Source organism: Arthrobacter sp. RIT-PI-e (assembly GCF_001187915.1).
Classification (GTDB): Bacteria; Actinomycetota; Actinomycetes; order Actinomycetales; family Micrococcaceae; genus Arthrobacter_D.
This window is the reverse complement of the sequence record NZ_LGIU01000100.1, coordinates 17949-35451: the sequence shown is the minus strand read 5'-3', so window position 1 is coordinate 35451 and position 17503 is coordinate 17949. Positions and strand designations below refer to the sequence as shown.

The 17503-nt window shown below is 69.9% G+C and carries 17 protein-coding genes; 12 read left to right on the top strand and 5 right to left on the bottom strand.

Annotated features, from left to right (window positions below):
• Positions 1 to 27: 27 nt before the first annotated feature.
• On the bottom strand, positions 28 to 1293 hold the full coding sequence (locus AC792_RS15490; RefSeq protein WP_049831388.1) for an FAD-binding protein: 1266 nt from the start codon (positions 1291 to 1293) through the stop codon (positions 28 to 30).
• 143 nt (positions 1294 to 1436) lie between these two features.
• Between AC792_RS15490 and AC792_RS15485 the strand changes: the two genes are divergently transcribed.
• The 6 genes from AC792_RS15485 to AC792_RS15460 all read left to right on the top strand — a co-directional run bounded on the left by AC792_RS15485 (position 1437) and on the right by AC792_RS15460 (position 8535).
• The gene (locus tag AC792_RS15485; protein ID WP_049831387.1) at positions 1437 to 2453 is read left to right on the top strand and encodes a LacI family DNA-binding transcriptional regulator; all 1017 of its coding nucleotides are present in this window, start codon (positions 1437 to 1439) and stop codon (positions 2451 to 2453) included.
• Positions 2454 to 2738: 285 nt separating this feature from the next.
• Positions 2739 to 4088 (top strand): ABC transporter substrate-binding protein, encoded by a 1350-nt coding sequence (locus tag AC792_RS15480; RefSeq protein ID WP_049831386.1) that lies wholly within the window; start codon positions 2739 to 2741, stop codon positions 4086 to 4088.
• Between the two features lie 101 nt (positions 4089 to 4189).
• A complete protein-coding gene (locus tag AC792_RS15475) occupies positions 4190 to 5140 on the top strand; it encodes a carbohydrate ABC transporter permease (RefSeq protein WP_082177818.1) in 951 nt (316 codons plus the stop codon).
• A 3-nt stretch (positions 5141 to 5143) separates the two neighbouring features.
• Entirely contained in the window at positions 5144 to 6073 is a 930-nt protein-coding gene (locus AC792_RS15470) for a carbohydrate ABC transporter permease (protein WP_082177817.1), read from the top strand.
• Positions 6074 to 6118: 45 nt separating this feature from the next.
• On the top strand, positions 6119 to 7630 hold the full coding sequence (gene arfA, locus AC792_RS15465; protein ID WP_049831385.1) for an arabinosylfuranosidase ArfA: 1512 nt from the start codon (positions 6119 to 6121) through the stop codon (positions 7628 to 7630).
• Positions 7627 to 8535: an aldose 1-epimerase family protein gene (locus tag AC792_RS15460; protein ID WP_049831384.1), complete on the top strand. Its 909-nt coding sequence runs from the start codon at positions 7627 to 7629 to the stop codon at positions 8533 to 8535. Before arfA ends, AC792_RS15460 begins: the two co-directional genes overlap by 4 nt.
• A gap of 22 nt (positions 8536 to 8557) precedes the next feature.
• Here AC792_RS15460 and AC792_RS15455 read toward each other — a convergent pair whose 3' ends face one another.
• The 3 genes from AC792_RS15455 to AC792_RS15445 form a co-directional block, all read right to left on the bottom strand.
• A complete protein-coding gene (locus AC792_RS15455) occupies positions 8558 to 9526 on the bottom strand; it encodes an NAD-dependent epimerase/dehydratase family protein (protein ID WP_049831383.1) in 969 nt (322 codons plus the stop codon).
• A 103-nt stretch (positions 9527 to 9629) separates the two neighbouring features.
• A complete protein-coding gene (locus tag AC792_RS15450; RefSeq protein WP_082177816.1) occupies positions 9630 to 11246 on the bottom strand; it encodes an SLC13 family permease in 1617 nt (538 codons plus the stop codon).
• Between the two features lie 42 nt (positions 11247 to 11288).
• Positions 11289 to 11837 carry a GNAT family N-acetyltransferase gene (locus AC792_RS15445; RefSeq protein ID WP_049831404.1) on the bottom strand — a complete coding sequence of 183 codons (549 nt, stop codon included), beginning with the start codon at positions 11835 to 11837 and terminating at the stop codon, positions 11289 to 11291.
• Positions 11838 to 11892: 55 nt separating this feature from the next.
• On the opposite strand from AC792_RS15445, the gene AC792_RS15440 reads away from it, so the two are divergent.
• From AC792_RS15440 to AC792_RS15420, 5 genes are all read left to right on the top strand, one after another.
• A complete protein-coding gene (locus AC792_RS15440) occupies positions 11893 to 12417 on the top strand; it encodes a GNAT family N-acetyltransferase (protein ID WP_049831381.1) in 525 nt (174 codons plus the stop codon).
• Between the two features lie 75 nt (positions 12418 to 12492).
• A complete protein-coding gene (locus AC792_RS15435; RefSeq protein WP_049831380.1) occupies positions 12493 to 13239 on the top strand; it encodes a dienelactone hydrolase family protein in 747 nt (248 codons plus the stop codon).
• A 72-nt stretch (positions 13240 to 13311) separates the two neighbouring features.
• A complete protein-coding gene (locus AC792_RS15430) occupies positions 13312 to 13707 on the top strand; it encodes a fluoride efflux transporter FluC (protein WP_235436841.1) in 396 nt (131 codons plus the stop codon).
• Entirely contained in the window at positions 13704 to 14096 is a 393-nt protein-coding gene (locus AC792_RS15425) for a fluoride efflux transporter FluC (protein WP_049831379.1), read from the top strand. The genes AC792_RS15430 and AC792_RS15425 overlap by 4 nt, the downstream gene beginning before the upstream one ends.
• A 57-nt stretch (positions 14097 to 14153) precedes the next feature.
• Positions 14154 to 15386: an MFS transporter gene (locus AC792_RS15420; RefSeq protein ID WP_082177814.1), complete on the top strand. Its 1233-nt coding sequence runs from the start codon at positions 14154 to 14156 to the stop codon at positions 15384 to 15386.
• A gap of 57 nt (positions 15387 to 15443) precedes the next feature.
• Here the strand turns inward: AC792_RS15420 and AC792_RS15415 are convergent, their stop codons facing one another.
• Entirely contained in the window at positions 15444 to 16355 is a 912-nt protein-coding gene (locus AC792_RS15415; RefSeq protein ID WP_049831377.1) for a phosphatase PAP2 family protein, read from the bottom strand.
• An 87-nt stretch (positions 16356 to 16442) separates the two neighbouring features.
• Here AC792_RS15415 and AC792_RS15410 point away from each other — a divergent pair, with 87 nt between their 5' ends.
• Entirely contained in the window at positions 16443 to 17465 is a 1023-nt protein-coding gene (locus tag AC792_RS15410) for an o-succinylbenzoate synthase (RefSeq protein WP_049831376.1), read from the top strand.
• Positions 17466 to 17503: the final 38 nt, after the last annotated feature.

Genomic DNA, 17503 nt, shown 5'->3' with positions numbered 1-17503 from the left:
GACACGGACCGCCTCCGCGCTGCTCCCTCAGACCCCGAAGACCGTGCGATCGAGGAACGCGTTGCGGAACTTGCCCTCGGGGTCCATGCGCTGCGCCAGTGCGCGGAAGTCGTCGAACCGCGGGTAGAGCGGCGCGAGCCCCGCGGCGTCCGCGGCGAAGAGCTTCCCCCAGTGCGGACGCGCCCCGAGCGGGGCCAGGGCGGCCTCCAGCTCGGGCAGCAGCGCCTCCACCTCGGGCTGCAGCGGCTTCCAGGTGAAGTGGAGCCCGATGCCGTCGCGCCGGTAGTTGTTGCTGAGCCAGAGCTCGTCCGCGGCCATGGAGCGCACCTCGGAGACCTGCAGCAGGGGGGAGATGCGGGGAGCGAGGGCGCGCATCCGGTTGATGGCCTCCACGGCGTGCTCGCGTCCCACGAGGTACTCGGTCTGCAGTTCCTCGCCGTTGCTGGGGGTGAAGGCCAACCGGAAGTGCGCCAGACGGTCGGACCACGGTCCGGGCTCGCCGAGCTGCTGGGTGCAGTGGTCCGCGGCCACCCCGGGCACCGGGTGCAGCGCACGGTCGGCTGCCCGGCCGCCGAAGAAGTCGGTGGGTACGGGGGCGGCATCCGTCCGGCTCTTCAGCCAGGCCTGCCCGATGCTGTCCCCCGACCAGTCGGTGAAGAGACTGACGCTGTAGGCGGAGGAGGTGGCGGCGTCGTAGTCCGCCAGGACCGCGTCCCACGGGATGCCGGTGAAGACGTTCTGGCGCACCTCGAACGTGGGTTCGACGCGCAGCGTCACGCGGGAGGTGATCCCGAGGGCCCCCAGGCCCACCACCATGCCGTCGAAGTCGCCGCTGCCGTGCGTGGCGGTGACCACGTCACCGGACGCGGTGACGATCTCCAGGCCGACGACGGCGGTGGAGAGGTTGCCGTTGCCGTTCCCGGAACCGTGCGTGGCGGTGGCGATGGCGCCGCCCACCGAGATGTGCGGGAGCGAGGCGAGGTTGTGGATCGCGAACCCGCGCCGCTGCAGTTGCTCGGCGAGGACGCCGTAGCGCACGCCGGCCCCCACCGTCACGGTGAGCCCGGCCTCGTCGATCACGACGTCGGGATCCATGAGGTCGAGGGACACCAGCGTCCCGGGGGAGTCGGCGATGTCGTTGAAGGAGTGGCGTGAGCCGAGGGCCTTCACGTGCCCTGCGGAGGCGACCGCCCGCTGCAGTTCGCCCAGCGTGGTGGGGTGTTCGATCGTCCGCGCGCGGTACTCGTAGTTACCCGCCCAGTTGAGTGTGTCCCGTACCTGTTCCTCGAGCATGGTGGTCCTTGTCTGGCGGGTGTCACCATCGCAGGAGCAGCGTCCACGGCAACACGTCGAAGGGGTGCCCGGCCATCCTACAACGTTGTACACTCACCTCACGCGTGACGTACAGGGCATCACGGCGGGACCGGGGGAGCGTTGTGGCTGCCACACTCAAGGACGTAGCGCGGGCAGCGGGTGTCTCGATCAAGACCGTGTCCAACGTGATCAACGACTACCAGCACATCCGCGCCGACACCAAGCAGCGGGTGGTGGAGGCCATCTCGGAGCTCGGATACAGCCCGAACCTCTCGGCGCGGAGCCTGCGTTCGGGCAAAACCGGCGTGATCGGGCTCGCCGTCCCCGAGCTGTCCCTGAGCTATTTCGCCGAACTCGCGGACGCGATCATCAAGGCGGCCGAGCGGCGGGGGCTGAAGGTCCTGATCGAGCAGACCAGCGGTGATCGCGATCGTGAGCTGGAGATCCTCTCGGGTCCGCGTCTGCAGATGACGGACGGGCTGCTGTTCAGCCCGCTCGGCATGTCCAACGAGGATTCCCACCACCTGAACGTCACCTTCCCCCTGGTGCTGCTCGGCGAGCGCATCTTCGGCGGGCCCACGGACCACGTGACCATGAGCAACGTCGAGTCCGCGCGTGCGGCCACCGCCCATCTGCTCGCGAAGGGCCGACGCCGCGTGGCCGTGGTGGGTGGGCACCGGGACGAGGTCATCGGCTCCGCCGGTCTCCGGCTCCGTGGCTACCAGCAGGCGCTCGAGGAGGCGGGCATACCCTTCGACCCCGCACTCGTGGGGTACACCACGCTCTGGCACCGGTCCAACGGTGCCACCACCATGCGCGAGCTGCTGGACTCCGGGGTGGAGTTCGACGCCGTCTTCGGTCTCAACGACACCCTGGCCCTCGGGGCCATGCGGGTGCTGCAGGAGGCGGGGCTGCGCATCCCCGACGACGTGGCGGTGATCGGGTTCGACGACCTGGACGAGGGGCAGTACTCCCTGCCCACCCTGTCCACGATCGACCCCGGGAGGGCAGAGATCGCCGACACCGCCGTCCGTGTGCTCCAGGAGCGCATCTCGGAGGGCGACGCCGACCGCCCACCACGTGAGATCGAGGCCCGGTTCCGGCTCGTCGAGCGGGAGTCCTCGCAGGTCGCCGGGTAACGGTTCAGTTGTGACGCAGAAAATCCCCTGAGCCGCTTGACAGTGACACCCATCACTCTGCATGATTTCTCTACATCGTTTACCTACAACGATGTAAACAACGGACCCGGAGCGTACAGGGCGGCCTCGTAGGACGAGGCGACCTGCATGAGGACGGACCCGGATCAACGGAGATTCGAGTTGGCGAGCACGTATCGCCACGGAGATCCTCCTTCCTGCAGTACCTGGACCGGCCGCCGCGGGGCGGGCCACGGTGGATCACCACCGCGAGAGGAAGCAAAAGACATGAAAGCCAAGTTCCTGGCATCGGCCGGCATCGTAGCCGCCACCGCCGTAGCACTGACCGGCTGCTCCGGAGGAGGAGGCGGCGAGGGTGGCGAGGCCGCCGCCGCATCCTGCACCAACACCGTGGTCAACACCGAGGCACCGCAGGTGACCGTCTGGGCCTGGTATCCGGCGTTCGACCAGGTGGTGGACCAGTTCAACAACGCCAACGACGACGTCCAGATCTGCTGGACCAACGCGGGCCAGGGCAACGACGAGTACACCCGGTTCTCCACCTCGATCGAGTCCGGCTCCGGTGCCCCCGACGTCATCCAGCTCGAGTCCGAGGTCCTCTCCAGCTTCACCATCCGCAACGCCCTCGTGGACCTCACCGAGTACGGTGCGAACGACGTCAAGGGTGACTACGCCGAGGGAGCCTGGGAGGACGCCTCCAGCGGCGACGCCGTCTACGCCATCCCGGTGGACGGCGGGCCCATGGGCATGCTCTACCGCCAGGACATCTTCGACGCCGCCGGCATCGAGGTGCCCACCACCTGGGAGGAGTTCGAGGCCGCGGCCCGCACCCTCAAGGAGTCCGGGAGCGACGCGGTCATCGCGGACTTCCCCACCAACGGGCGTGCCTTCAACCAGGCGCTCTTCGCGCAGGCGGGCTCCACCCCCTTCGAGTACGATTCCGCGAACCCGCAGGAGATCGGCATCAACGTCAACGACGACGGCGCCAAGCAGGTGCTCGAGTACTGGAACGGCCTCGTCGAGGACGGTTTGGTGGCCACCGACGACGCGTTCACCGCCGACTACAACACCAAGCTCGTGGACGGCTCCTACGCCGTGTACCTCGCGGCCGCCTGGGGTCCCGGCTACCTGCAGGGTCTCTCCGATGCGGATCCCGAGGCCGTCTGGCGTGCAGCCCCGCTGCCCCAGTGGGACGCCGCGGACCCCGTCCAGGTGAACTGGGGTGGTTCCACCTTCGCCGTGACCGAGCAGGCCTCCGACAAGGATCTCGCAGCCCGGGTCGCGATGAACATCTTCGGCAACGAGGAGGGCATGAACCTCGGCGTGGACGAGGGCGCCCTGTTCCCGTCCTACGCGCCGGTCCTCGACTCCACCGAGTTCGCGGACAAGGAGTACGAGTTCTTCGGCGGGCAGCAGATCAACAAGGAGGTGTTCCTCGATGCCGCCGCAGGGTACGAGGGTGCCACGTTCAGCCCGTTCCAGAACTACGCCTACGACCAGCTCACCGAGCAGATCTACGCGATGGTCCAGGGCGAGAAGGACGGCGGCCAGGCGCTCGACGACCTCCAGGCATCGCTCGAGCAGTATGCGACCGAGCAGGGCTTCACCCTGAAGTAGTCCCCCCGGGAGGGTGCCCGCGTCGCCGCGGGCGCCCTCCCGCACAGCCCCCTTCGAGGGGCCATCTCCGTGATATCCGCCAGCCCGAGGAAAGACATCCCATGGCCACGACCAGCACACAGGCGTCGTCACGTCACGCCGATGTGTCATCGAAGAGCGACCACCGCCCCGATCGGAACTTCCGTCGCAGGCAACGCTGGGGTTGGCTCTTCGTAGCACCCTTCGCCGTCGTCTTCATCACCTTCCTCATCCTGCCGTTGGCCTACGCCTTCCGGATGAGCCTGTTCACCAACACCCTCGCCGCAGGGACGGACTTCGTGGGCGCGGACAACTACATCAAGGCGTTCACGGACCCGATCTTCCTCGGCGGGCTCGCCACCGTGGCGAAGTTCGCGCTCATCATGATCCCCGCCCAGATGATCGTCGCGCTGCTCGCGGCGCTCGTGCTGGACAACCTGGCCACCTGGGCATCGAAGTTCTCACGGCTGATGATCTTCGTCCCCTACGCCATCCCCGTGGTCATCGGTGCCCTCATGTGGGGCTTCCTCTACAGCCCGCGCTTCGGCCCGGCCTCCAGCATCTTCAACCTCGTGGGACTCTCGGCCCCCGAGTTCCTCTCCCAGGACAACATCTTCGGCAGCCTGGTGAACATCGTGACCTGGCAGTGGGCCGGCTACTACATGATCATCATCTACGCGGCCCTGCGCGGCATCGACCCCGGGATCTACGAGGCCGCCGTGCTCGACGGCGCCTCGGACCGGCAGATCGCCACGCGCATCAAGATCCCGATGATCTCCTCCTCCCTCGTGATGGTGGTCATCTTCGCGCTGATCGGCACCCTGCAGTTCTTCACCGAACCGCAGGTCCTGAGAGGTGTGGCGCAGGGAGCCATCCCGGTGTCCTACACCCCGAACATGTACGCCTACTCGCTGGCCTTCTCCTACAGCCAGTTCAACTACGCGTCCGCGATCTCCTTCGCCCTCGGCATCGTGGTCTTCGTGTTCTCGTTCCTCTTCCTCTTCCTGACCCGCAAGCAGAGCGGACTGAAATAAGCCATGGCACTCGTGACAGACACACCTCAGGAGCAGGACGGACGCCGGAAGCCCCGTGGCACCGCGGCGCGGAACCGGGCGCGCAACGGCGGACCCCGGATCGGTTCGCACATCTTCCTGCTCATCCTGGTCATCTACTTCATCACGCCGCTCTGGTGGCTGACGGTGGCGAGCACCAAGGACACCCCCGGCCTCTTCGGTGGCAGCGGCGGGCCCCTCTGGTTCGACGACGAGTTCCACTTCTTCAGCAACATCCAGGGACTGTTCGAACGGCAGGACGGCATCTACTGGCGGTGGCTCGGCAACTCCTTCCTGTACGCCATCTCCGGTGGCCTGGGAGCCACCGTCCTGGCGGTCCTCGCCGGGTACGGTTTCGCGAAGTACAGGTTCAGGGGCCGTACCGCGTTCTTCGGTGTCCTCCTCGGCGCCGTCATGGTGCCGCTCACCGCACTCGTGATCCCCACGTTCGTCCTCCTCAGCGAGGTGGGCCTGATCAACACCATCTGGGCCGTCATCCTGCCCTCGCTGCTCAGCCCCTTCGGTGTCTACCTCATGCGGGTGTTCACCCAGGACGCCGTCCCGGACGAGCTCCTCGACGCCGCGCGGATCGACGGCGCCGGCGAGATCCGCACGTTCTTCCAGGTGGCGCTCCCCCTGCTCCGCCCGGGCATCGTCACGGTGCTCCTGCTCTCGGTGGTGGGTACCTGGAACAACTTCTTCCTGCCGCTCGCCGTGCTGACCGACCCGCTGCTGCTGCCCGTCACCGTGGGGCTCAACGGATGGACGGCCCTCTCGAACGCCGGAAGCGGCGGCGAGGCGCTGTGGAACCTCATCACAGCGGGTGCCTTCATCTCGATCATCCCGCTGATCATCGCCTTCCTCTCCCTCCAGAAGTACTGGCAGGGCGGACTGTCCCTGGGCTCGCTCAAGTAGCCTCGCCCGTTCCCAGACCTGACACCTTCGAAAGAAAGTAGTTCGATGCAGAACGCACGTCTCACGCTCGACCCGCACTTCACGGTCGGCCGGATCAACCGCAACATCTTCGGCGGATTCGTGGAACACCTCGGACGCCACGTCTACGACGGCATCCACGAGCCCGGCCACGAGAGCGCCGACGGCGAGGGCTTCCGCCAGGACGTCATCGAGCTCGTCAAGGAGATGGGTGTCTCCACCATCCGCTACCCGGGCGGTAACTTCGTCTCCGGGTTCAAATGGGAGGACAGCGTGGGCCCGCGCGAGCAGCGTCCCACCCGCCTGGACCTCGCCTGGCACTCCACCGAGACCAACCAGGTGGGCATGCACGAGTTCGCCTCCTGGCTCGAGAAGGTGGGCAGCGACCTCATGCTCGCCGTCAACCTCGGTACCCGGGGTACGGCCGAGGCGCTCGAGCTCCTCGAGTACTCGAACCTGCCCAAGGGCACCGCGCTCGCGGAACAGCGTGCTGCCAACGGCCGGACCGAGCCCTTCGACGTGAAGATCTGGTGCCTCGGCAACGAGATGGACGGCCCCTGGCAGCTCGGCCACCGCTCCGCCGAGGACTACGGCAAGATCGCCTCGCGCACCGCCAAGGCCATGCGCCAGCTCGACCCCTCGATCCAGCTCGTGGCGTGCGGTTCCTCCAGCGCCCACATGCCCACCTTCGGTGAGTGGGAGCGTGTGGTCCTCTCGCACACGTACGACGACGTCGACTACATCTCCTGCCACGCCTACTACGAGGAGAAGGACGGCGACCTCGGCTCGTTCCTCGCCTCCGCCGTCGACATGGACCACTTCATCGAGTCCGTGGTGGCCACCGCCGACCACGTGAAGGCGGTGCGCGGCAGCTCGAAGACCATCAACATCTCCTTCGACGAGTGGAACGTCTGGTACATCAGCCGCTTCGAGAACGTCGACAAGATCGAAGGCCTCGACAACTGGCCCGTGGCCCCGCGCCTGCTCGAGGACTGCTACTCGGTCGCCGACGCCGTGGTGTTCGGCAACCTCATGATCTCGCTGCTGAAGCACGCGGACCGCGTGACCTCGGCGTCGCTGGCGCAGCTGGTCAACGTGATCGCCCCGATCATGACCGAGCCCGGCGGACCGGCCTGGCGGCAGACCACGTTCTTCCCGTTCGCGCTCACCTCGAGGCTGGCCCAGGGCTCCGTCCTGGAGCTCAAGCTCGACGCCGGGACCTACGAGAGCAAGGAGTACGGCACCGTGTCGCTCGTGGATGCGGTGGCCACGCACGACGACGCGACCGGCGCCGCAGCCGTGTTCCTCGTGAACCGCTCCCAGACCGAGGAGACCACGGTGACCATCGACGTCGCGGCCCTCGGCGAGTTCGCCACCCTGGATGCGCAGTCGTTGTTCGACGACGACGTGTACGCCAAGAACACCCTCGAGGAGCCCGAGCGCGTGGGCATGAAGGCCAACACCTCGGCCACGCTCGACGGCGGCTCCGTGACCATCACGCTCCCACCGGTGTCGTGGACGGCAGTCTCCCTCGCATGAACACACCCGACTACCGGATCGAGGGCGGCGGCTACTCCGCCGCCGTCCTCGGCCTCGGTGCCACCGTCCGTGAGCTGACCCACCGGGGCCGGCCGCTCGTGGTCGGCTTCGGTGCCGAGGAGCAGATGCCGAACTTCCGTGGCGCGTTCGTCGCACCGTGGCCCAACCGCATCGCCGACGGGCGGTACACCTTCGACGGCGTGGAGTACACGCTGCCGATCAACGAGCCGGAGCGGGGCACGGCCCTGCACGGGCTCGTGTACGACGTCCCCTGGGACCTGGTGGAGCGCACGGCGTCCTCGGTGACGCTGGCCTGCACCATCGAGCCCCGCGACGCCTACCCCTTCCGCGTGTCCATCCAGGCGCGTTTCAGCGTGGGGGAGGAAGGCTTCTCCACCGAGATCTCGGCGCGGAACACCGGGCAGCGGAGGGCGCCGTACGGGGTGTGCCCGCACCCGTACCTGCTCGCAGGCACCTCCCCCTTGGACGACTGGCAACTGGAGCTCCCGGCCGCCGCCGTCCTCACGGTCACCCCTGACCGACTGCTGCCCGTGGCCAAGGAACCCGTGGACGGGACACCCTTCGACTTCCGGGCGCAGCACCGGATCGACGACGTGCAGATCGACCACGCGTTCACCGCGCTGACCCGGGACGGTGAGGGCATGGCGACCGTGCGGGTGCTCGACCCGGCAGCGGGCACGGGCGTGATGATGACGTGGGACGGTACCTGCCCGTGGGTGCAGATCCACACGGCGGATCTCCCGAAGAAGCCCGAGAGCACCCGGCTCGGCCTCGCCGTCGAACCCATGACCTGCCCGCCGGAGGCCTTCAACACGGGGGAGGACCTCGTGGTGCTCGAACCCGGGGCCGTGCACCGGACCGGATGGACGATCTCGGCCCTGTGACCTTCGGGACCGGCAGGGGGGACTAGAGCTTCGCGAGCAGCTCCAGTTCCTCCCGCCGGTCCAGCCCGGATCGACGCCCGCGTTCCAGGCCGCGTGCTGTCTCGTCGTCGAGCGTGTCGACGAGGGTGTGCCGCAGGCTCCGCAGCGTGCCACCGGCGGCCCGGAACGCGGCGTTGCTCCGTCGGGAGAACCCGGAGAGGTCCTCCGGCAGCCACAGGGGCAGAGAGCGCGGACCCGCCCAGTAGGCGACCCCCTGCTCCGCCAGCCATTCCGGGGAGGCCTCCACGAGCGCGCCCGTATGGCCACCCACCTCCCGCGCCGAGGTCAGCAGGGTGCCGAACGGGGTGCTCTCGCCGACGGCGTTGACCACCCCCGTCACCCCGGACCGCCCTGCGCGGATCATCCACCCGGCGAGGTCGCGGACGTCGATGGCCTGGACGAAGCGATCGGCGACGACCGGGGCCAGCACGTCCCCGTGCCCGGCGAGGGCGAGGCGTGAGACCCAGTAACCGAAGCGGTCGCTGCCGTCCCCGGGGCCGGATATCAGTCCGGCGCGGACCACCAGCAGTCTCCCGCCGAGAGCCGCTCCGGAGGCGTGCTCGGCCGTGACCTTCGCGGAGGCGTAATCGGCGGGATCGGTCGCCTCGTGCAGCGCCGCGGTCTCGCCGGCGTCCGGTTCGGCGTCGGAGGCGTACACGGAGACGGAGGAGACCAGCGTCCAGTGTGCGGCCCGATCGGCCAGGGCGCCGAGGGCCCCCGCGACGTGGTCGGGGTCCCAGGAGAGCTCGACCACCTCGTCCCACGCGGTGTCCCGGACGGCCGCATAGGCATCGGGATTATCCCGGTCGGCGCGGACGAACGTGGTCCCCGCCGGCGGCGGTCCCGCTGTCCCCCGGGCCAGGCACGTGACGTCGTCGCCGTCGTCGATGAGCTTCTCGGCCAGGAGGCGGCCCAGCCACGCCGTGCCGCCGAGGATCAGGACCCGTCCCATATGTGCCATTGGACACGACGGGACACGTCCGGGGAAGGGGTGTCCACCCTGGGCGAAGCCCATTCCCGCCGGACGCGGTCCATGACCGCGACGTCCGTCCGAGCTACAGCACCAGCCCCAGGGCGAGAGGCCCGATCAGGACGGTGAACAGCGTGATCAGCACCACGCCGACCACGTTGAGGACCAGACCGCCACGGACCATCTCGGAGATCTTCACGTTCCCCGTGGCATACACGATGGCATTCGGCGGGGTGCCCACGGGGAGCATGAAGGCGCAGGTCGCGGCGAGGGCAGCCGGGATCAGGAGCGTCTGCGGGTCGATCCCGATGCCCACGGCCACACCGCCGAGGATGGGGATGAACGCGGCGGCGGTGGCGGTGTTGCTCGTGATCTCCGTGAGGAGGAGCACGATGGTCACCACCGCGGCGAGGAGGAGGACGACGGGCAGGGCGCCCAGACCGCTCACCTGTTCTCCGAACCAGGCATCGAGTCCGGTCCGCGCGACGGCGGCGGCCAGCGAGAGACCACCGCCGAAGAGCAGCAGCACCCCCCAGGGCAGGCCCTCTTCCGCGTCCTTCCAGACCAGCGTCATGTTCCCCTTCCTGTCCGCGGGGATCATGAACAGGGCGATGCCCGCGGCGATGGCGATCACGGTGTCGTCGAAGGTGCCGAGCCAGGGCAGGGCGTCGTCGACGGACTCGATGCTGGACAGGAGACTGGGCATGATCCACAGGAACGCGGCACCCGCGAAGACCGTGAGCACCACCTTCTCGCCCCGACTCATGGGGCCGAGCTTGGCGATCTCGTTGTCGATGAGTTCCTTGCCGCCGGGGATCTCCTCGAGGGAGAACCTGAAGATGACCCGGGTGATGAGGATCCAGGCGATCCAGATGAACACGACGACGATCGGCACGCCGAGCATCATCCACTGCACGAAGCCGACCTCCTGGCCGAGCTCGGTGCTGATGTATCCGGCGACGATCGCGTTGGGCGGGCTGCCCAGCAGGGTACCCAGGCCGCCGATGGTCGCAGCCCATGCCACCGAGAGGGTGAGGGCCACCCCGAACACCCGGACCTCCTTGTCCTCGACCACGTCGCTGATGGCATTGCCGGCGGCGAGGGTCTCCCCGGCCTGCCCCTGCGTGGTCGTGCTGGTCCGGCTGTTCTCGACGACGAGTGTCAGGACGCTGAGGGCGATCGGGAGCATCATGAGGGCCGTGGCCGTGTTGGACACCCACATCGAGAGGAAGGCGGTGGAGATCATGACGCCCAGGATGATTCTGCGGGGATGGGTACCCACGCGGCGGAGGGTCAGCAGGGCGATACGCCTGTGGAGGTTCCACTTCTGCATCGAGATGGCGATCAGGAAACCGCCGAGGAACAGGAAGACGATGGGGTTGGCGTAGGGGCCGGTGGACTCGGCCACGGTACTCGCGGTGAGCATCGGGAGCAGGACGATCGGGAGCAGGGACGTGACGGAGAGGGGCAGTGCCTCGGTCATCCACCACACCGCCATCAGCCCGGCGATCGCTGCCACGGCACGCGCGTCGCCGGGGAGCTCGGAGGCCCCGAGGAGGAGGTAGATGGCCGCGGCGATCACCAGCCCGAGTCCTCGCATCACCCAGGGGCGGGAGGCGGAACGCGAGGAGGAACTGGTCGATGTCCCGCTCGAGGAGGCTGTCCGGGTGCCGGACGAGTGTTTCTCGGGCTGATGACTCATGGTGGTTCCTCCGCACGACATTGTGTGTTGTGCTTCACAACCCTACAGGTCGGGGTCGTCCAGGATCCGCTGGTACAGGAGATGGTCCTGCCAGGTCCCCGCGATCCGCAGGTACGACGGCGCGGTGCCGATCACCGTGAAGCCCGCGCGGGTGAGCACGGCCCTCGACCCTGCATTGTGCGGCAGGACCGAGGCCTGCAGGCGGTGCAGGCCCAGGTGGTCACGGGCGTGGTCCATCGCGGCGGTCAGGGCAGCGGAGCAGACGCCGCGGCCCTGGAGGCCGGCATCCACCCAGTACCCCACGTGCGCGCTGAGGAACGGGCCGCGCACGATGCCCGTCAGGTTCAGGATGCCGACGATGCCGTCCGCGGAGGCGAGGACCCGCGGTACCTCCGTCCCGGCGGCAGCCGCGGCGAGCGAGGCCGAGATGCGGTCAGCCTGCCCCGCGGCTGTGAAGAACACCTCGTCGCGATGCGGCTCCCACGGGGCGAGGTGGGTCCGGTTGGCCCGGTAGGCCTCCGCGAGCGCACCCGCGTCCGCCGTGGCGAGCGGGCGCAGCCGGACCCCGGATGGCAGGCTGGTGGATGACACCGCGCAACTGTAACCGATGGGGCGGCCCGGTGCCGGGCCGCCGACGAGGAGGGTCATGGCCGAGGACTGCACCGTCCGTCATGCCGTTCCCGGTGATGCCGGGGCATTCGCCGGCTCCCAGGTGGCTGCCTGGCGTGCGGCCTACCGGGGAATCCTGAGTCCGGATCACCTCGCGGGACTGGACGCCGACCGGTTGACGCCGGGCTGGGAGCGCCGGATCGCCGACGCCGGACCGGACGTACGGCACCTGGCGCTCTGCGTCGGGTCCGACGTCGTCGAATGGTCCGGGATGGGCGCTCCTCGGGACGACGTCGACGCGGGCGTCGGTGAGGTGCACGCGCTCAACGTGAGTCCGGAGTACTGGTCGAGAGGGTTCGGCTCGGCGCTGTTCTCGCGCTCGGTGCAGGAGCTGGCCGCCATGGGGTACCTGCGGGGGTACCTGTGGGTGGCGGACGGCAACACGCGGGCCGTCAGCTTCTACGCGCGGCACGGCTGGCACGTGGACGGCGTGACCAAGGAGGACGGCCGCTTCACCCCGGCGCTGCACGAGCTCCGTGTCTCAGCCGGCGCCCTCGGGTGACGCCGCCCGGGAGTGGCAGGCCGCCGGTACTGCCGGTGGTTGGCGTGGCGGGTGCAGGCGTGCAAACCTGGGCCCATGAGCTCACTCCAGGAGATCCCTTCCGCCGACGGCCACCTGTCCGCCTACGTGGTGCGCCCCGACGGCCCGGTGCGCGGCGGGCTCGTGCTCATCCACGAGGTGTGGGGTCTCGTGGCCCACACCCGCGACGTCGCGGAGCGGTTCGCCCGGGAGGGGTACGTGGTGGTGGCTCCGGACCTGCTCGCGGACCAGGGCATCACCGAGGCGAGCACGGAAGGGCTCGGCGAGGTGCTGCTGGGCCCGGACGACGAGGCACGCAACCAGGCCCAGCCCCGGCTCCGCAAGATCTTCGCGCCGTTGCAGGACCCGGAGTTCGGCCGCCTGACCACGAGGCGCGTGCAGGCGTGCTTCGAACACCTGTACGCCGACGCCGACGTGGCCGGCCGGGTGGGGATCACCGGGTTCTGCTTCGGCGGCACCTACAGCTTCTCCCTGGCCGTCCACGAGCCGAGGCTGCTGGCCAGTGTGCCCTTCTACGGCCATGCGGATTTCAGCCCTGAGGAGCTCGCCGGGATCACGGCGCCGGTCCTCGCGTTCTACGGCCAGGACGACGACGGACTCATCACCGAGCTGCCCGGGCTCGAGACCGCCATGGCCGAGGCGGGCGTGGACTTCACCGCGAAGGTCTACCCGGGTGCCGGGCACGCGTTCTTCAACGACTCCAACCGGTTCGCGTACCGGCCCGAGGCCGCCGACGACGCCTGGTCACGAACCCTGGAGTTCCTCGCCCGTCACGTGGCCTGACCGGTGGTAGGGCCCGATCCTGCCCCGGAGCGCAGTCCGCTACCCCGGGGCGGGCAGCCGCACCTGAGACCCGTGTACCTACTCCTGGTGTTCCTCGGCGGGAGCGCCGGGACCCTGACCCGGTACTCCCTCGCCGAGGTGCTCCCCACCCCGCGCGGGCTTCCACTCGGGATCTTCGTGATCAACGTCGTCGGCGCCTTCGCGCTCGGTCTGCTGCTCGAGGCGCTCCTCCGCCATGGACCCGACGAGGGCCGACGTCGTGCTCTCCGGCTGGTGCTCGGCACCGGCTTCCTCGGCGGTTTCACCACCTACAGTGCGCTCACCGTGGACGCCGCACTGCTGCTGGAGGGCGGACGCATCCTCGAGGGCATCGGGTACCTCCTGCTCACGGTGGTGGTGGGCCTCGGCGCGACGACCGCCGGGATCCTGCTCGGCGGTCGTGCTGCCGGTCGGCGGGCGACGTCGTGAGCGTGGCCCTCGTCCTCGCGCTGGGTGCCGCCGGCGGACTCGGCGCGGTGGCGCGGTTCGTGCTCGACGGCGTGCTCCGCTCCCGGCTCCCCGGCGCCCTTCCGCTCCCCACCATGATCATCAACGTCAGCGGATCGTTCCTCCTCGGGGTCCTCGCCGGCACCGGGCTCGGGTCCGCGCTCCCGGCCGGGTGGGCGCTCGTGTGCGGAACGGGCTTCCTCGGCGGGTACACCACGTTCAGCACGGCCAGCAGCGAGACGGCCCGGCTGATCCAGGCGGGTCGTCTCCGCGCAGCTGTCGCCGCCGGGCTCGGTACGGCCGTGGTGGCCCTGGCCGCAGCCGGAGGCGGGCTCGCCCTGGGGCTCGTCCTGACCGCGACGGCGGGCTGACCGTGCGGACGCGGACCGCCCTGTTCGGCGGTACCGGTCCACACTAGGGTGGGAAAGGTGCCCAAGGAAACCTTCGACCTCAGAGCGATCGCCGTAGGGGCCTACGGGCCCTCCCTGCTGTACGGGGTGGCCACGGGCGCGATCCTCCCCGTGATCGCCCTGACAGCACGGGACCTCGGGGCGGACATCGCCACCGCCGCCCTGGTGATCACCCTCTCCGGCATCGGTTCCCTGGTCACCAATGTGCCCGCCACCCTGATCGCCACGCGCTTCGGTGAGCGGAAGGCCCTCGTGGGCGCGGCGCTCTGGTGCGCGGCCGCCATGTTCCTGGCGCTCGCCGCACCCACCCTGCCCGTGTTCGCCGCCGCAGTGTTCATGGTGGGGATGGCCGGCGCCGTCTTCGGGCTGGCGCGGCAGAGCTATCTCACGGAGGCGGTACCCGTGCACTTCCGGGCACGCGCGCTCTCCACGCTCGGCGGGGTGACCCGGATCGGGATCTTCCTCGGCCCCTTCGCCGCGGCGCTGGCCATGGGACCGCTGGGGCTCGGCGGCGCGTACTGGGTGGGCGGGGGAGCGAGTCTCGCGGCCGCCGCACTGAGCTGGCGGGTCCCCGAGCTCGGAGCGCCGGGACGGGTGGCACTCACCGCGACCTCACCGCTCGGGACGGTGCTCGCACCGACCCCCACGGTGCGCTCCACCCTGCGCAGCCACACGAGGATCTTCTGCACGGTGGGGGTGGGCGTCCTCCTGATCGCCGCCGTGCGTGCCACCCGGCAGGCGGTCCTCCCGCTCTGGGCGGAGAGCATCGGGCTGGACGCCTCCGCCACGGCCCTGATCTACGGGCTCTCCGGCGCGATCGACATGCTGATCTTCTACCCCTCGGGCAAGATCATGGACGTCAAGGGCCGCCGCTGGATCGCCGTCCCGTGCATGCTCATCATGGGGGCCTCCCTCACCCTGCTGCCGTTCACGGGGGACGCCGTCGGGCTGCTCCTGGTCGCTCTGCTCATCGGCTTCGGCAACGGCATCGGTTCCGGGATCGTGATGACTCTCGGCGCCGATCTCTCCCCGTCCCCGGGCCGCCCGCAGTTCCTGGGTGTCTGGCGCCTGCTCACGGACACCGGGACCATGGCGGGCCCGGCCCTGCTCTCGCTCGTCACCGCCCTGGCCACGCTGTCGGCGGGGATCTGGGCCACGGCGGCATTGGGCTTCCTGGGTGCGGGGGTGCTCTGGTACTGGATCCCCCGGGCCGCGCCGGGGTCCGCAGAGCAGGCGGTGACGCGCGGCTGACCTGATGCTGGTCCGGGGCTGGTCCGGGGCTGACCCGGAACCTGACCGAGCCGCCGCCTAGCGGCGGCCGGGCCTGACCAGGACCGCCTGCGAGGCGAAGAGCCAGCCGGCGGCGGCGGACAGGCTGAAGCCCGTGCCCACGATCAGGGCGAGCCCCGACCAGAAGAAGAGCGGAAGACGCGCCGTCCCCGGGACGGGCGCCGGCCCGATCGCCTGGACGGAGAAGTACAGTACGGCGGACACCGCGAGGCCGCCGAGTCCGAGCACCCAGCACAGCGCGAGCCAGACCCGGGAGGACATCCAGCCCGCACCGAACCCCTGCCACCGGTTCCATCCATTTCCGGTGCGCAGCACGATCAGCCCGCCGACGAGGGTCCAGGTGCCCACCACCAGGAGTGCGGCGACGACGTCGGCCGGCCGGTGCCAGAGATTGAGGTACGTCGCGGCGCCGGCGGCGATCGAGTACGCCCCGCCCAGGGCGGCCACGAAGGGGCGCCGCCGCGGGGGGACGACGAGGAAGACCGCCGCGACCGCCGATGCCGCCAGGGTTGTATGCCCGGACGGTAATGAATTGAAGGCCAGGGTGTCGATGCCCCGATCGGGGCGGGCGGACACCCCGGTCTTCAGGGGCTGCGTGGTCAGGGTCGAGGCCAGGATCACGCCCACCGCCACCGAGGCCGCGGCGTACCGGCGGCGCACCAGCACCACGAAGAGGAGGGAACCGGCGGCGATGACCAGGGAGACGGCGGGCAGGGGGTCGAGCACCTGCAGGAACGGCAGCGGCAGGTCCGGGGAGCTGACCCCGGCCTCCCGCCAGGCGGCCGCGTCGGCGAACTGGCCCGTGCTCGTGCGCACGAAGGCCCAGGACGTCCAGCCGAGGGCCGCGGCGCAGGCGAGCGCGGCCACCACGAAGAGCAGCGGCGAGCGCGGTGCCCGCGGCTGCCGGGGGGAAGTGGGCCGCGACGTCATCCTTCCCATGGTTCCACACGATCGGGGAGGTCCCGTGCCCCTCCCGTGACCTCGGGGCGTATCCCCGGGGTCACGTAGCCTGAGGGCGTGCACGAGCAATACCCCACTCCTCCCGGCCCCGTTTCCCTGCCCTCCCTGGAGGAGGTGTCCGCCGCTGCCCGGGTGGTATCGATCCCCATGCGCGTGAAGTTCCGCGGGGTGCTGGTCCGTGAGGCGCTCCTCATCGAGGGGCCCGCGGGCTGGGGTGAGTTCTGCCCGTTCCTCGAGTACGACGACGCCGAGTCCGCTCCCTGGCTCGCCTCCGCGATCGAGGCCGCCTGGCACGGTTTCCCGGCGGCCCACCGGACGTCGGTCCCCGTCAACGCCACCGTCCCCGCCGTCGGACCGGCTCCGGTGAAGAGTGTGCTGGCCCGCTTCGGTGAGGTGGGTGCGGTCAAGGTCAAGGTCGCAGAGCGGGGGCAGACCCTGGCCGACGACGTCGAGCGCGTGGCCGAGGTACGCAGGCTCCTGCCGCACGCGGGCATCAAGGTGGACGCCAACGGCGGCTGGGACGTGCGGGAGGCGCTGGTGGCCCTCGAGGCCCTCGGGAGGTTCGACCTCCAGTACGTGGAGCAGCCGGTCCCGGACATCGCCGGACTGCGGGAGGTACGCCTGGAGCTGCGCCGCCGCGGCGATCGGACACTCGTGGCGGCGGACGAGAGCGTGCGGCGCCAGGAGGACCCGCTGCGGGTGGCCCGCGAGGACGCCGCCGATCTCCTGGTCATCAAGGCCGCCCCGCTCGGCGGGGTGCGGCGGGCGCTGGATATCGTCCGGCGGGCGGGGCTCCCCGTGGTGGTCAGCTCGGCCCTGGACACGTCCGTGGGGATCGGGGCCGGGGTGGCGCTCGCGGCCGCGCTGCCGGAGCTGCCCTTCGCGTGCGGCCTCGCCACGGTGTCCCGCATGGCCGACGACGTCACCGATGAGTCCCTGGTCCCGGTGGACGGTGCCCTGCCGGTGCGGGAGGTGCGGGTCTCCGAGGAGCGGCTACGCCTGCTGGCCGCGCCCGAGGACCGCGTGGAGTGGTGGTCACGGAGGCTGGAGCGGACCTACGCGGTGCTCGCCGGCTCCTGAAGGGGGTGCGCCCGGGACCGAGGTGTGAGGATGGGACC

Bases quoted from the DNA above. Each gene is read 5' to 3' on its own strand.
- AC792_RS15415 (WP_049831377.1), bottom strand. From the start codon at position 16,355: ATGACGTCGCGGCCCACTTCCCCCCGGCAGCCGCGGGCACCGCGCTCG.
- AC792_RS15475 (WP_082177818.1), top strand. From the start codon at position 4,190: ATGGCCACGACCAGCACACAGGCGTCGTCACGTCACGCCGATGTGTCA.
- AC792_RS15455 (WP_049831383.1), bottom strand. From the start codon at position 9,526: ATGGGACGGGTCCTGATCCTCGGCGGCACGGCGTGGCTGGGCCGCCTC.
- arfA (WP_049831385.1), top strand. From the start codon at position 6,119: ATGCAGAACGCACGTCTCACGCTCGACCCGCACTTCACGGTCGGCCGG.
- AC792_RS15435 (WP_049831380.1), top strand. From the start codon at position 12,493: ATGAGCTCACTCCAGGAGATCCCTTCCGCCGACGGCCACCTGTCCGCC.
- AC792_RS15440 (WP_049831381.1), top strand. From the start codon at position 11,893: ATGGCCGAGGACTGCACCGTCCGTCATGCCGTTCCCGGTGATGCCGGG.
- AC792_RS15460 (WP_049831384.1), top strand. From the start codon at position 7,627: ATGAACACACCCGACTACCGGATCGAGGGCGGCGGCTACTCCGCCGCC.
- AC792_RS15470 (WP_082177817.1), top strand. From the start codon at position 5,144: ATGGCACTCGTGACAGACACACCTCAGGAGCAGGACGGACGCCGGAAG.
- AC792_RS15450 (WP_082177816.1), bottom strand. From the start codon at position 11,246: ATGAGTCATCAGCCCGAGAAACACTCGTCCGGCACCCGGACAGCCTCC.
- AC792_RS15480 (WP_049831386.1), top strand. From the start codon at position 2,739: ATGAAAGCCAAGTTCCTGGCATCGGCCGGCATCGTAGCCGCCACCGCC.
- AC792_RS15490 (WP_049831388.1), bottom strand. From the start codon at position 1,293: ATGCTCGAGGAACAGGTACGGGACACACTCAACTGGGCGGGTAACTAC.